The 14202-nt window shown below is 70.8% G+C and carries 10 protein-coding genes; 5 read left to right on the forward strand and 5 right to left on the reverse strand.

What is annotated here, in order from left to right; translation table 11 throughout:
- Positions 1–114: 114 nt before the first annotated feature.
- From glyS to OWM54_RS02100, 3 genes are all read right to left on the reverse strand, one after another.
- The gene (gene glyS, locus OWM54_RS02090) at positions 115–2220 is read right to left on the reverse strand and encodes a glycine--tRNA ligase subunit beta (RefSeq protein ID WP_267696494.1); all 2106 of its coding nucleotides are present in this window, start codon (positions 2218–2220) and stop codon (positions 115–117) included.
- Positions 2210–3202, reverse strand: a complete 993-nt coding sequence (gene glyQ / locus OWM54_RS02095) for a glycine--tRNA ligase subunit alpha (RefSeq protein ID WP_046713338.1) — start codon at positions 3200–3202, stop codon at positions 2210–2212. Before glyQ ends, glyS begins: the two co-directional genes overlap by 11 nt.
- An 86-nt stretch (positions 3203–3288) precedes the next feature.
- Positions 3289–5589, reverse strand: a complete 2301-nt coding sequence (locus tag OWM54_RS02100) for a serine/threonine-protein kinase (RefSeq protein WP_267701080.1) — start codon at positions 5587–5589, stop codon at positions 3289–3291.
- A gap of 184 nt (positions 5590–5773) precedes the next feature.
- Between OWM54_RS02100 and OWM54_RS02105 the strand changes: the two genes are divergently transcribed.
- Positions 5774–6163 carry a hypothetical protein gene (locus tag OWM54_RS02105; RefSeq protein ID WP_267696495.1) on the forward strand — a complete coding sequence of 130 codons (390 nt, stop codon included), beginning with the start codon at positions 5774–5776 and terminating at the stop codon, positions 6161–6163.
- A gap of 9 nt (positions 6164–6172) precedes the next feature.
- Here the strand turns inward: OWM54_RS02105 and OWM54_RS02110 are convergent, their stop codons facing one another.
- Positions 6173–7372, reverse strand: coding sequence for a cyclic nucleotide-binding domain-containing protein (locus OWM54_RS02110; protein WP_370640437.1), 1200 nt, complete (start codon positions 7370–7372; stop codon positions 6173–6175).
- A 142-nt stretch (positions 7373–7514) separates the two neighbouring features.
- Here OWM54_RS02110 and OWM54_RS02115 point away from each other — a divergent pair, with 142 nt between their 5' ends.
- A complete protein-coding gene (locus OWM54_RS02115; RefSeq protein ID WP_141331602.1) occupies positions 7515–7754 on the forward strand; it encodes a hypothetical protein in 240 nt (79 codons plus the stop codon).
- Between the two features lie 6 nt (positions 7755–7760).
- Here OWM54_RS02115 and OWM54_RS02120 read toward each other — a convergent pair whose 3' ends face one another.
- Positions 7761–8495, reverse strand: coding sequence for a TetR/AcrR family transcriptional regulator (locus tag OWM54_RS02120; RefSeq protein WP_267696496.1), 735 nt, complete (start codon positions 8493–8495; stop codon positions 7761–7763).
- A 139-nt stretch (positions 8496–8634) separates the two neighbouring features.
- Between OWM54_RS02120 and OWM54_RS02125 the strand changes: the two genes are divergently transcribed.
- The 3 genes from OWM54_RS02125 (at position 8635) to OWM54_RS02135 (ending at position 14151) form a co-directional block, all read left to right on the forward strand.
- On the forward strand, positions 8635–9267 hold the full coding sequence (locus OWM54_RS02125; protein ID WP_267696497.1) for a hypothetical protein: 633 nt from the start codon (positions 8635–8637) through the stop codon (positions 9265–9267).
- 166 nt (positions 9268–9433) lie between these two features.
- Positions 9434–10561 carry an efflux RND transporter periplasmic adaptor subunit gene (locus tag OWM54_RS02130; RefSeq protein ID WP_267696498.1) on the forward strand — a complete coding sequence of 376 codons (1128 nt, stop codon included), beginning with the start codon at positions 9434–9436 and terminating at the stop codon, positions 10559–10561.
- Complete coding sequence (locus OWM54_RS02135; protein WP_267696499.1) at positions 10558–14151, forward strand: efflux RND transporter permease subunit; 3594 nt, start codon at positions 10558–10560, stop codon at positions 14149–14151. Before OWM54_RS02130 ends, OWM54_RS02135 begins: the two co-directional genes overlap by 4 nt.
- The last annotated feature ends 51 nt before the right edge of the window (positions 14152–14202 follow it).

A 14202-nucleotide genomic window follows, 5' to 3' on the forward strand; every position in this document is an offset into this window, starting at 1 on the left:
CCCCCCGGGCAACCGGAAAGGGGCCGCGTCATTCCCGGGCGCACGGCAGCCGACGAACCGGCGCCCCCGGGGACGTGCTCCATCCCCCGGGGGGCAGGCGGCCTCGTGAGGGCCTCAGGCCGCGACTTCGGCCTGGATCTTCGAGAAGTCGGCCACCTGGTTGAACAGGGCGCCAATCTCCGTGAGCAGCCGGATGCGGTTCTCCCGCAGCTCCTTGTCCTCGGCCATCACCATCACCTTGTCGAAGAAGGTGTCCACCACGGGCTTCAACCCGGTGATTTCCTTGAGGGCGCCGGAGAAATCATCCCCCTGCAGCAGGCCCGTCACGGACGTGCGCGCCTGGGAGAAGGCCGCGTGGAGCTGCTTCTCGGCGTCGTCCACCAGCTTCTGGGCCTGCGTCTGCCCCCCCGCCACGTCGCGGCCCTGCTTCTCCACGATGTTGACCACGCGCTTGAAGGCCGCGGCCAGGGGCTGGAAGTCGGCCCGCCCGACGATGAGGCTCAGCGCCTCCAGGCGCTTCTGCGCGGCGACCAGGTCATCGAAACCCGCCGCGAGCACCGCCTCCACCACGTCCGTGCGGTGCTGCTCGCCCCACAGCGCCTTGAGGCGGCCGCGGAAGAACTCCAGCACCTGCTCGCGCGGCGCGGGCTCGCCCGCCTTGCGCTTGACGTTGGCCAGCCGGGGCGCGAGCAGCCGCAGCGACTCGTCCACCGCCGCCGACAGGCTGAAGCGGTAGCCCCGCCCCAGCACCAGCCGGATGATGGCCAGACACGCGCGGCGCAGACCGAACGGGTCCGCCGCGCCGCTGGGCACCTTGCCGATGGCGAAGATGCCGCACAGCGAGTCGAGCCGGTCCGCGATGCCGATGAGCGCGCCCGCGTCCTGCGTGGGCAGCGCGTCCTCGGCGCCTCGCGGCAGGTAGTGCTCGAAGATGGCCAGGGCCACCGCGTCCGGCTCGCCGCTGGCGCGCGCGTACTCGCGGCCCATGACGCCCTGGAGCTCCGGGAACTCGCCCACCATGCCCGTGACGAGGTCCGCCTTGGCCAGCGTGGCCGCGCGCTCGATGGTGGCGCTCTCCCCTGCCCGCTTCGTCTGCCCGGCCAGCCACACCGCCAGCGAGCGGAAGCGCTCCACCTTCTCCAGATACGTGCCCAGTTGCCCCTGCCACACCACGCGGCCCAGCTTCTCCACGCGGTCGGCGAGCGGCGTCTTGCGGTCCTCGTCGAAGAAGAAGCGGCCATCCGCCAGACGCGCGCGCAGCACGCGCTGGTAGCCGCGCAGGCTCAGCTGCTCGTCGCGCACCGGCGTGTTCGACACGGCGATGAACTTGGGCAACAGCTTCCCCGCCCCGTCCACCAGCGAGAAGTAGCGCTGGTGGCTCTTCATCTCCTGCACCAGCACCTCCGGTGGCAGGTCCAGGTGGCGCTCCTCGAACGTGCCCACCACGGGGCTGGGCAGCTCCACCAGGTTCGTCACCTGGTCCACCAGGCCCTCGTCCTCGAGCAGCGCGCCGCCGGCCGCCTTCGCCGCCGCCGTCACCTTCTCCACGAGCATGGCGCGGCGCCTGGCGATGTCCGCCACCACGTTCGCCTTCGCCAGCGCGGCCTCGTAGTCCGCGGGCGCCTTCAGCTCGACGGCGCCGGGCGACAGGAAGCGGTGGCCGTACGTCACGCGGCCGCTCTTCACGTCGCCGAACACCACGGGCACCACGTCGCCGCCCAAGAGCGCCACCAGCCACTGCACGGGCCGGGCGAAGGAGGACTCCACGTCACCCCAGCGCATGGACTTGCGGAAGTTGATGGAGTGCACCGCCGCGTGCAGCGCGTCCGGGACGATGTCCGCCGCCGCGCGGCCCTTCTCCTCCACGCGCGCGGACACGTACTCGCCCTTGGCCGTCTGCGCGCGGCCCAGCTGGTCCACCGAGAGCTTCAGCCCCTCGGCGAACTTCTCCGCCGCCTTGGTGGGCTTGCCCTGCGCGTCGAACGCGGCCTTGGCGCTGGGCCCCAGCACCTCCTTCACCACGTCCTTGCCCGCGTCCGCCACGTCGCGCACCCAGACCGCCAGGCGCCGGGGCGTGCCGTAGACCTTCACCTCACCGTGCTCCAGGCGCGCGTCCGCCAGGCGCTCCGTCACCACCCGGCGCAGGTCCTCCAGCGCGGGGGCGATGAACGAGGCGGGAATCTCCTCCGCGCCCACTTCCAGGAGCAGATCACGCGCCACGGGTCACCTCCGCCTTCTCCTTCTTCTCCACCGGCTTGTTGAGCTGCACCGTCTTCCAGTAGTCGCTGGCCGCCTTGCCCTCGAGGATGGCGGGCTGCTCCCCCACCGTCCACGGCGTCTTGAGCAGCGGATAGCCCAGCCGCTCGCGCATCTGGAGATACCCCTCCGCGCACAGCCGCGCGTTGTCGCGCACGCGCTTGATGAAGGCCGCGCGCTCCGTGACGGAGATGGCGCCGCGCGCGTCCAGCAGGTTGAACGTGTGCGAGCACTTCAGCGCGAAGTCGTACGCGGGCAGCGGCAACTGCCGCTCGATGAGCCGCTTGCACTCCTTCTCGTACGCATCGAACAGCGAGAAGAGCATGGCCGCGTCCGACTCCTGCAGCGCGTACCGGCTCATCTCCACCTCGTTCGGGTGGAACACCTCGCGGTACTTCACGCCCTTGACCCACTCGATGTCGAAGACGTTCTCCACGTTCTGCAGGTACATGCAGATGCGCTCGAGCCCGTACGTGAGCTCCGCGGAGACGGGCTTGCAGTCGAAGCCGCCGCACTGCTGGAAGTAGGTGAACTGCGTCACCTCCATCCCGTCACACCACACCTCCCAGCCCAGGCCCCACGCGCCGAGCGTGGGCGACTCCCAGTCGTCCTCGACGAAGCGGATGTCGTGCTCGAGCGGGTCGATGCGGATCTTCCGCAGCGACTCCAGATACAGCTCCTGCACGTTCTTGGGCGCGGGCTTGAGGATGACCTGGAACTGGTGGTGCTGGAACAGCCGGTTCGGGTTCTCACCGAAGCGGCCATCCGCGGGGCGACGCGAGGGCTGCACGTACGCCACATTCCAGGGCTCCGGCCCCAGCGCGCGGAGGAACGTCGTCGGGGCCATGGTGCCGGCGCCGACCTCGAGGTCGTACGGCTGCGTGGAGAGGCAGCCCTGGTCGGCCCAGTGCTTCTGGAGCGTGAAGATGAGGTCCTGGAAATACATAGCGATGGGTGTCCTTCTCGCAGTGCGTCGAAGGAAAAGAGCCCGCGGACCCTATTGAGGGGGTCCGAGGGCGTCAAGGACGGCGCTCACTCCTTGTACAGAGGGAGGTCCGCCAGTCGAATCTGCAGCTTGGTCACCTCGCCGGGCTTCACCGGCGCGGACAGGCGCCGGCTCACCCCGTCGGGGCTCGTGGGGTCGACCAGCCGCAGCGTGTAGGTCCCCACCGGCAGCGGGAACTTCAACAGCGGCGTGGTGCCCAGCTGGGTGGCGCCGTCGAACACCGCCGCCCGGGGAACCGTGTAGAGGGAGATCCACCCCAGCCCCGCCTTCGCCGCGCCCTGGGGCGTGCTGGTGTCCATCACCTCCGCCAGCGCGTCCGGGTCCTTCGTCACCGTGGTGACGGGCTCGTCCTCCGGCTTCTCCTTGCCCGCGTACACCCGCGGCTTGCGGGTGACGGGCTTGGAGGCCTCGGCGGTCCGGGCCGGGTCCTCCTTCGGCGTCTCCTTCCCCTTGCGCGCCGTGGAGGTGGACGCGGGGCGCACGTCGGGCACGGCCGGGGACGGCTCGGGCGGAGTCGCCACCTGGGCGGTGGGCTCCGGCGCGGAGGGCGCCTCCGCCTGGGCGCCCGGACGCGGGTCCGGCGCGGGCGTGGTGCCGGGGAAGCCCGGCGGCGGTCCCGGCTTCTGCTGGGGCGGCCACGCGGCGTTGAGCGTGGGGTCCGCGGGCGGCTGCGGATCCAGCTCCGCCTTCACCCAGGCCTTCGCGGACTCGAAGGCGGGGACGAACTGGGCGCGGACCATGGGCTGCGTCGAGGCCCAGCCCACGGCCCCCAGCAGCACGAGCAGGAACAGCCGCCCCATCCAGCGGGACTTCGGCTTCGCGGCCGGCGTCTGCACCGGCGTGTCCGAGCGCGACACGCCCCGGCCACGGCCCGAGGAGCCGGCGCCCGGGCGCGGAGGACGGGTGCGGAACTGCTGCGTCGACAGGTCGCTCGGCTCATCGAGCGAGTCCACGTCCTCCAGCGGCTCCTCGCGCGCGGCGGGACGCGGGCGCGGCGTGCGGGACGTGCCGCCCGCCTCCAGCAGCGCGCGCGGGGCACGCGGCGTCGTCGAGGCCGCCTCGGCCCCCGTGCGCCGCTGCGGCACCGGCTTGGGTCCGCTGCCCGCGCGGGTGGGGACCTCCGGGTCCGTGGGCGTGGCCGGACGCCGCTGGGGCACCGGCTTGGGCGCGCTGCTCCCATCCGTGCGCCGCTGCGGCGTCGGCTTGGGCGCGCTGCTCCCATCCGCGCGCGCCACCGTGCGGGCCGCCGTCGGGGTCGGCAGCTGCGCGGTGGCGCCCATCTCGCCGACGTCGTCCTGTTGCAGCTCGCCGGCCGCCTCGCTCACCCGGGCGTCCTCGGCGCGGCTGGCCAGCTCCAGGAGCGTGCGCGTCTTCTGACGCTTCTCCTCGAACAGCTCGCCCATCACCGCGGTGACGCCGTCCTCGTCGAACAGCTCCGGGCCGAGCGCCGCCTCGATGGCGCGCGCCATCTCACGGCCGCTGGTGAAGCGCTGCGCCGCGTCCCGGGCCAGCGAGCGCATCACCACCGCGTCCAGCGCCTCCGGGATGTCCGGGTTGGCGGCGCGGGGCGACGTGACGTCCGCCTCCACGATCTGCAACATCACCGCGGCCTCGTGCGGACCGTTGAACAGCCGCTGGCCGGTGAGCATCTCGTGGAGCATCACGCCCACGGAGAACAGGTCGCTGCGGCCGTCCATCGCGTGGCCACGCACCTGCTCCGGGGACATGTACCCGCTGGTCCCCTTCACCGTGCCCACCTGCGTGCGCCCCAGCCGCCCCCTCGCCTTCGCGATGCCGAAGTCGATCACCTTGACGACGCCGTCGTAGGTGAGCATCACGTTCTTCGGCGACACGTCCCGGTGCACCACCGCCACCGAGCGCCCCGACGGGTCCGTGAAGTGGTGCGCGTAGTGCAGCCCCAGGCACGTGTCGCGGATCACCCGACCGATGAACCCCAGCGGCAGCCCGTACTGGCGCCGCGAGGCGGCCTTGATGACCTGCTCCAGGTTCTGCCCGGGCAGGAACTCCATCGCCAGGAACAGCTCGCCGCCGTCCTCGCCCAGGTCGAAGACCTGTCCGATGTTCGCGTGCGAGAACGCCGCGGTGATCCGCGCCTCATCCAGGAACATCTGGACGAATTGCTCGTCCTTCTTGATGTCCGGGAGGATCTGTTTGACGGCGACGAACTTGCGAAATCCGCCCGGCCCCGAGGTGAAGGCGAGGAACAGCTCCGCCATTCCTCCCATCGAGAGGCGGGTGAGGATCTCGTATTTTCCAATGCGCCGCCCCCGGTCGGGATCTTCGCTGGCGCCATCCTGCCTGGCCATGAAGCCGGACATGTTAGCCGCGCGCTGCGTCCACGTCGATGACAGTCGCGCGAAAAGGACCCACCTCCTGGGTGAGCCGAGCCACCCGCCGTGCCCTCTTCCCCACGCCCGGAAGGAGTCCTCTACAGTGCGCTGTTCTCATCACGCCGGGGCGAAAGCCGAGCCCCTCGCCGAAAGGACGCCCATGTCTCGCCACGCAGCGCAGCCCCGACTCCTCGTGGGAATGCTCGCCTCCCTGGTGCTGCTCGCCTGTGCTCCCGCTCACGCGGACGAACAGGCCGCGGCCCCCAAGGACACGAAAACCCAGTCCTCCCCGAAGAAGGACGGCGCGAAGCAGGAAACACCCGTGAAGGAGGACACGGAGCAGGCCGCGGAGGACGCGGCGCCGAGCAAGGGCGGCCAGTGCACCGGCAAGGCGACCTTCTGCGGCGTGTACTCGAGCGTCTTCTGCAACAGCCAGCCCGGCTGTTCCTACTCGTACTCCACCAACCGGTGCATGGGGCTGGCCATGGAGTGCACGAAGGCCACGAACGCGGCCTTCTGCGAGAAGATCAAGGGCTGCTCCTGGAAGTGAGCCGCCTTTTCAAGCGCTGAGGGCGCGCACCCGGGCCGCGAGGTTCTGCGTGAAGAGGCGGTAGATGCGCAGCGCCGCGGCCTCGTGGGTGTCCAGGTAGTGCTCGAAGGCCGTGCGGCTGATGCGCAGCGCGCGCACGGCCGTGCGCGCCCGCACGTGCGCGGACACCGGCGCGTCCTGCACCAGGGAGATCTCCCCGAGGTACTCCCCCGGCCCCAGCGAGTTGAGCAGCCGCGCGTCCGACTCCGGGCCGCTGAAGACGTCCACCGTCCCCTCCATCAGGACGAGCAGCGCCACGCCCGGCTCTCCCTTCTCCAGCACCACGGAGTCCTGCGCGAGCACCACCTGCCGGGCCTGCCGGTAGAGGTCCTTCATGTCCTCCAGCGACAGCTCGCTGAAGATGGGGATGGCCTTGAGGAAGCGATAGCCGTTGGCCACGGGCGTGGTGGAGGGCGTGTTGCGACGGCCGAGCACCGCCTCCGCCTCCGCGTTCATGCCCATGCGACGCAACAGGCGCGCGCGCTCGGTGACCATCGCCGGCTCGGCCCGCGCCACGTCGGAGCTGGTCAGCGCGTCCACCAGCACCGCGAGCGCGCGGTGCGTGAAGCCCTCGACGTCCAGCAGCCGGCACATGCGCAGCACGGCCTCGATGTAGCGCGGGTCCTCGGGCGTCACGCCGCCCAGGGTCTCCACCTCCGCGTGGGGCTGACCGAGCTCACGGTAGAGGTCCGCCGCGTCGAAGGGACGCTTGAGGCGCACCAGGCACTGCGCCATGGACTCACGCGCGCCCAGGCCGCGGTACACCTCCAGCGCGCGCTCCAGGGCCCCCGCGCGCTCGAAGGCCGACGCGGCGCGCTCGGACTCACCCGCGCGCAGCCAGGCCTCCGCCGCCTCCAGGTACTGGCCGCTCTGGACGTAGAGGTCGGCGGCCACGGCGTCGTCACCGCTGCCATCCATCAGCCGCGCGGCGCCCAGGAAGTCCCGGGCGCGTCGCAGCACCTCCACCAACCCGCGTCGCTCCTTCACCGGCCCCTGCGCGGCCTGCTTGCGCAGCCGCTCGCGCTGGGAGGCCCCCAGCTCCTCGTAGAGCTGCGCTGCCTGCTCCGTGTCCTCCAGCTCCACCAAAGACCGCACGGCGCGCAACGCCCCTTCTGCATCCGTCCCCATGCGTGCTCCCCCCACGCGAAGCCCCACTGTGGCTCCTGGCATGTCTCATCCTCCGGCCCGGTTGGCCGCCAGAAAAGGCCCGGTTCGACGCGTTGTATCGCGACGCCACCGACTGACACGACGCCCCCATACCTCGTACAGGCCTTAAACGTGAGATAGAAAGCATCCAGCCGGACAACATCCCATGCCCCGCGCGCGGCCCATCACCGTCTCGACCTGGACGCCCGCCGGAGCCCCCGGGGTCCAGGTCCTCCGAGTAGAGGATGACACCCGGCTGTGGACAGGCCACGCCACCGCCCACGGACTCACCGTGACGTACGCGGGTGCCTTCGAGCCCCTCTCCACCGAGGCCCAGGTCCGCGCCGCGCTCCAGGGAGACCGCCGCGTGCGGTTCCTCACGCCCGGCGAGCAGACCGCCCTCTGACGACGCTCAGCGGCGGGACCGCGTGCTCGGGCGACGTCGAGGCCTCGGTGTGCCTCGACGCGCCTGGCTCCGACTTCCCCGACGCGCTGGCGCCTTGCCGCTCCCGGGTCCGTCGACACTCGACAGCACCAGATGCTTCAGCAGCGCGTACACCGGCCCCGGGTCGAACTTCGGATCCAACAGCGCCTGGAGCGCCAGTCCGTCGAAGCACGACTTGATGATGACGGCGTAGTGGTGGTCCAGGGGCTCGGGGCGCGAGGCCTCCCCGCCCCGATAGCGCGCCACCGTGCGGGCCACCTCCAGGTCACCCTCCGCCTGGAGCTCGGAGACCGCCGAGGTGAGCTCCGCGTTGCGCAGCCCCAACGCGAACAGCTCGTAGCGCAGCCGGAACTGCTCGGGTGACGCGCGCAGGTGGCGCTCGCCCCACGCGAAGCTGGTGTCCGCCAGGTCCTCCAGCGGCGTCTCGTCCCGCAGCTTCTTGAGCTCCGCCACGTACTGCGCGCTGTGCGCGCGCGTGACGGCGAGCAGCAACGCGTCCTTGCTGCCGAAGTAGTAGTGCACCAGCCCCTGGTTCACCCCGGCCACGCGCGCCACCTCCTTCACCGTCGTCGCGTCGTAGCCCCGCTCCGCCAGCACGCGCGAGCTGGCGGCGATGAGCCGCTCCCGGGCATCCGGCTCTCCCGTGAGCGCCGGCTCCGGCGGAGGGGACGAAGGCTTCTTCGGGCTGCGTGGACGGGCCATCTGTCTCCCATAGGACGCCACACACCTACCCGCAAGCACCCCGAGGCCGGCCGCCCGGTCGCCTTGACATCACCCGGGCGCAGTCTTAGTTAGTCGTGTAACTAAATTAGTCGAACGACTAAAAACACGGGAGCGCGAGATGAAGGTCCAGTCCAAGGGAGTCCTGACGGGAGTGCTGGCGGCGGCGGTGTTGATGGGCGCACCGGCGTGGGCGGACGACGCGGGCGAGCTGATTCCCTCGCGGGAGCGGGAGCGCCGGGGCTCGGTGCTGCTGGAGCTGCAGCCGCCCGCGCTGGACGCGTCGATGTACGGCGTGCGACTGGACATCTCGCCCCGGTTCGAGGGGCCGTTCTCCTTCGGACTGATGGCGCGCGCGGGCCAGTGGGGCAACGCGGTGGGCGTGCGCACGCGCTTCGAGGGGGCGGAGCTGGGCGAGGTGAAGCTCAACTACGCGGTGGGCGCGGACGCGCGCTACACGGTGACGACGTTCGCGAACGGCACGCTGCGGCCCTTCGTCGGGCTGACGGCGGGCTTCGAGGAGTTCGTGGCGCGCACGGGCAAGGGCCCTTCGCAGAGCGCGAGCACGGCGGCGTTCGTGGAGCCCGCGGTGGGACTCATGTGGCGGCCGGGCGCGGGGCGGCTGGGCCTGACGGCGCGCGGAGGCCCGGGCTTCACCTTCACGGACGTGCGCACGCTGCGCATCTCGAATGGTGAGCTGAAGCTGCGGCAGGTCTACCCGACAGCGTCGCTCGGCCTGCTCGTCGTCCTCTGAGCATCCGGCGGCGCACCGTGTCGGGCGCGCGACAGGCAAGGCCCACCCCGTCGTGCCCACCCCCTGAGTCCCTTCTTCATCGTGGTGAGCTTCCCCCCGGACGGCCCCGAATCCCGGGCGCCGTCCTTCACGTCGTCGCTTCCGACGCGTCGCTGGAGTCCGTCTCATGAGGACGTCGTTGCTGGCCCTCACGCTCGTCCTGGGCGCCCCGCTCGGGCTCGCCTGCGGGCGCTCCCCTCCCCCGCCCGCGCCTGCCACCGCCGTGCGCATCGCCACCGTGGGCCGCGCCGGGACGACGGCGGATGCGCGCTTCTCCGCGGAGATCCAGCCCGCCACGCGCGTGGACCTGGCCTTCAAGGTCGGCGGCTACGTGGAGTCCATCGCGAAGGTGAAGGACGTGGACGGACGCCCCCGCCTCATCCAGGAGGGCGACGCCGTGCGCGAGGGCATGGAGCTGGCCGCGCTGCGCAAGACGGACTACTCGCAGAAACTCACCGAGGCCCGCGCGGCGCTCTCCCAGGCCCGCGCCGCCGAGGAGCAGGCGCGCATCAACTTCGAGCGCACGACGAAGCTCGTCGCCGCGGAGGTGTCCACGCCCGCGCAGCTCGACGCCGCCCGCACGCAGAAGGACAGCGCCGTCGGCGCCTCGGCCGTCGCCCAGGCCCGCGTGGAGGAAGCGCGCACGGCGCTCGAGGACACCCAGCTGCGCTCGCCGCTCTCCGGCGTGGTGCTCAAGCGCACCGTGGAGGTGGGCGTCCTGGCCGCGCCGGGCACCGTCGCCTTCTCGGTGGCGGAGACGCGCAGCGTCCGCGTGGTGTTCGGCGTCCCGGACACGCTCCTGCCCAGCGTCCGGCTCGGCGCGCCCCAGGCCGTCATCACCCAGGCCTTCCCCGGACAGCGCTTCGAGGGGCGCATCTCCCGCATCGCGCCCTCCGCGGACCCCAAGAGCCGCGTGTTCGCGGTGGAGGTCTCCATCCCCAACGAGGACCAGCGACTCAAGCCCGGCATGGTGGCCGCGCTGTCGCTGCGAGACGGCGGCTCCGCCCGACTCCAGCCGGAGCTGCTCGTGCCGCTGTCCTCCATCGTCCGCGCGCCCGGCAAGCCGGACGGGTTCGCCGTCTTCGTGTTCCAGCAGCAGGACGGCAAGTCGCTCGTGCGTGCCCGCGAGGTGGAGCTGGGCGAGTACCTGGGCAACGTCATCCCGGTGCGCAAGGGATTGGAGGCCGGTGAGCGCATCGTCGTCACCGGCGCCAGCCTCCTGTCCGACGGCGAGGCGGTGGAGGTGATTCCGTGACGCCCGAGCAGGCGGAGCAGGCGGAGCGGGAGCGCGACGAAGCGCTGGTGCGCCACAAACACAACACCGCGCGCTACTTCACCGAGAAGCGGCAGGTGGCCTGGGTGTTCCTGGCCTTCACGCTGGTGTGGGGCGTCTACGGCTACTTCAAGATGCCCAAGGCGAAGGACCCGGTCATCGCAGTGCGCGTCGCGGTGGCCACGTGCCTGTGGCCCGGCGCGGAGGCGGAGAAGATTGAACAGCTGGTCACCCGCCGCATCGAGCAGAAGATCTCCGAGAACGCCAGCGTCGAGAAGATCGAGTCCATCAGTCGCACCAGCCTGTCCGTCGTCTACGTCACGCTGAAGGAGGACGTCGCGGACCGCGCCAAGGAGTTCGACGACATCCAGGGGCGGCTCGACACGATTCGCGACCTGCCGAGCGGCGCGGGGCCGGTGCAGTTCCTCAAGGACTTCGGCGACACCGCGACGCTGATGCTCACGGTGGCCAGCCCTCCGGCGAACGACGTGGAGTTGGAGCTGCGCTCGCGCGCCGTCGCCCGCGCCATCGAGGACGTGCGCGCGTCCGCGTCGTCCTCCGCTCCACGGGCCACGCTGGTGGTGAGCTTCCCGCCCTCCATCAACGCGACGTCCATGCAGCGCCTGGGAGACCAGGCCCTGCGCTTCTTCGACGCCCTGCCCGAGACGGATGACGCGCGCTTCATCCAGAGCCCCGGCTTCATCGGCGTGGACATGGCCACGTCCCTGGACGACGACACGCTGCTGCGACACCTGCGCGCCTTCGCCCAGGACCACCTGAGCCTGTCGGAGCTCCACCCCGACGTGTGGCGCCCCATCATCGTCCGCGACCCGAAGGACGTCCGGGCCCGACTGACGGCGAACGCGGGAGACCGCTACAGCCACCGGCAGCTCGACGACTTCACCGACACGATTCAGCGACACCTCCAGCGGCTGCCCGTCGTCTCCAAGGTCACCCGCGCGGGCGTGCTGCCGGAGAAGATCTTCCTGGAGTACTCGCAGGAGCGCCTCGCCTCCTACGGCGTCCAGGCCTCGGGGCTCGCGAACCTCATCTCCGCGCGCAACATCACCGCGCCCGGCGGCATCCTGGAGATGGGCGGCAAGAGCATCACCATCGACCCGTCGGGCGAGCTGTCCAGCGAGCGTGAGCTGGGAGACATCGTCGCCACCACGAGCACCAACGGCACGCCGGTGTACCTGCGCGACATGGTGGACGTGCGCCGCGACTACCAGAGCCCGCCGCGCTTCCTGAACTACCTGGACGCGCGCAACGCCCAGGGCGAGTTCGTCCGCAACCGCGCCATCACCCTCGCCGTCAACATGCGCCCGGGCGAGCAGATCGACACCTTCGGCCACGCCGTGAGCGAGGAGCTGGCGCACGTCCAACGCCTGCTGCCCGAAGACCTGGTCATCCGCCGCACCTCGGACCAGCCGCTCCAGGTGAAGGAGAACGTGGACCTGTTCATGTCCTCGCTCTACGAGGCCATCATCCTGGTGGTGCTCGTCGCGCTCATCGGCTTCTGGGAGTGGAGGACGGCGCTGCTGTTGGCCCTGTCCATCCCCATCACCCTGGCGATGACCTTCGGGCTGATGCACCTGTTCGGCGTGGACCTGCAGCAGATCTCCATCGCGTCGCTCATCATCGCGCTGGGCCTGCTGGTGGATGACCCCGTCGTGGCCAGCGACGCCATCAAGCGCTCGATGTCCATGGGGTGGAAGCCGCGCATCGCCGCGTGGCTCGGTCCCACGAAGCTGGCCACCGCCATCCTCTTCGCCACCCTCACCAACATCGCCGCCTACCTGCCCTTCCTCTCGCTGCCTGGAGACACGGGCAGGTTCATCCGCACCCTGCCCATCGTCCTCACGCTGTCCCTGGTCGCCTCGCGCGTGGTCTCCATGACGTTCATCCCGCTGCTGGGCTCCGCCATCCTCCGCGCGCCCGAGACTGAGACTCCCGCATCGGAACAGAAGACCTCGCGCTTCGCCCGGAGATACCAGCAGGTCGTCGGCTGGGCCATCGACCACCGGCTGCTCGTCGTCGGCGTGGCGCTGCTCGTCCTCATCGCGGGCGCGCTCGTGGGCACCCGCGTCCGCTCCGCCTTCTTCCCCAAGGACCTGTCCTATCTGTCCTACGTGGACGTCTGGCTGCCCGAGGACGCCACCCTCACCGCGACGCGCGACACCGCGAGGGACGCCACCCGCATCCTCCAGGAGGTGGCCGAGGAGTACGGCAAGGCCCACCCGAGCGACGGCAAGCCGCGCCAGGTGCTCGAGTCGGTGACGGAGTTCATCGGCGGCGGAGGTCCCCGCTTCTGGTTCTCCGTCGCACCGGAGCTCCAGCAGCTCAACTACGCGCAGCTGGTCATCCAGGTCCGCGACAAGGAGGACACCCGCATGCTGGTGCCCTTGTTCCAGGACGCGCTGTCACGCCGCATCGCCGGGGCGCGCGTCGACGTGCGCGAGCTGGAGACGGGCAAGCCCGTGGGCATCCCCGTGTCCATCCGGGTCTCCGGCGAGGACATCTCCGTGCTGCGCGACATCGCCGAGCAGGCCAAGGCCATCTTCCGCTCCGTCCCCGGCACCGCGCGCACGCGCGACGACTGGGGCAGCGACACGTTCTCCGTGAAGCTGGAGGTGGACCCGGACCGGGCCAACCTCGCGGGCGTCACCAACCTGGACGTGGCCACGTCCTCCGCCTCGGCGATGAACGGCATGACGGTGGGTCAGCTGCGCGAGGGCATCCATCAAATCGACATCGTCGCCCGGCTCCGCGCCGAGGAGCGCGCCCAGCTGGGTGACATCGAGAACCTGTACATCAGCTCGCGCAGCGGGCCCCAGAAGGTGCCCCTGCGGCAGGTCTCCCGCGTCGCCTACTCGCTCCAGACGGAGAAGATCCGCCGCCGCAACCAGTTCCGCACCATCACCATCTCCACGTTCCCGCAACAGGGCGTGCTCGCGTCGGAGGTCCTGAAGGAGGCCCGTCCAAAGCTCGATGAGCTCCAGCAGCACCTGCCCATCGGCTACACGTTGGAGATCGGCGGCGAGGCGGAGGAGCAGAAGAAGAGCTTCGCGAGCATGGTCGTCGTGCTCGGCATGCTCATCGTCGCCATCTACGTGGCGCTGGTCATCCAGTTCAAGAACGCCGTCAAGCCGCTGGTCGTGTTCGCCGCCCTGCCCTTCGGCGCGGCGGCGGCGCTGGTGTCGCTGGTCCTCATGGGCGCGCCCTTCAGCTTCATGGCCTTCCTGGGCATCATCAGCCTGATGGGCGTCATCGTCAGCCACATCATCGTGCTCTTCGACTACATCGAGGAGGCCCACGAGCGCGGAGAGTCCCTGCGCGAGTCCCTGCTCGACGCCGGGGTCCACCGCCTGCGGCCCGTGCTGGTGACGGTGGGAGCCACCGTGCTGGGGCTCATCCCCCTGGCGCTGCACGGCGGCCCGCTGTGGCAGCCGCTCTGCTACGCGCAGATCGGCGGACTCACCGTGGCCACGGTGCTCACCCTGCTGCTCGTCCCCGTCCTCTACACGCTCTTCGTGAGGGACCTGCGCTGGATTCATTGGGAGGAGCGCTGAAGCAGGCGGCGGAGCGGTCGCCGCCGCGACATTGGTCAACGACAGGACGTG

This window comes from Myxococcus sp. MISCRS1, assembly GCF_026626605.1.
Lineage (GTDB): Bacteria > Myxococcota > Myxococcia > Myxococcales > Myxococcaceae > Myxococcus > Myxococcus fulvus.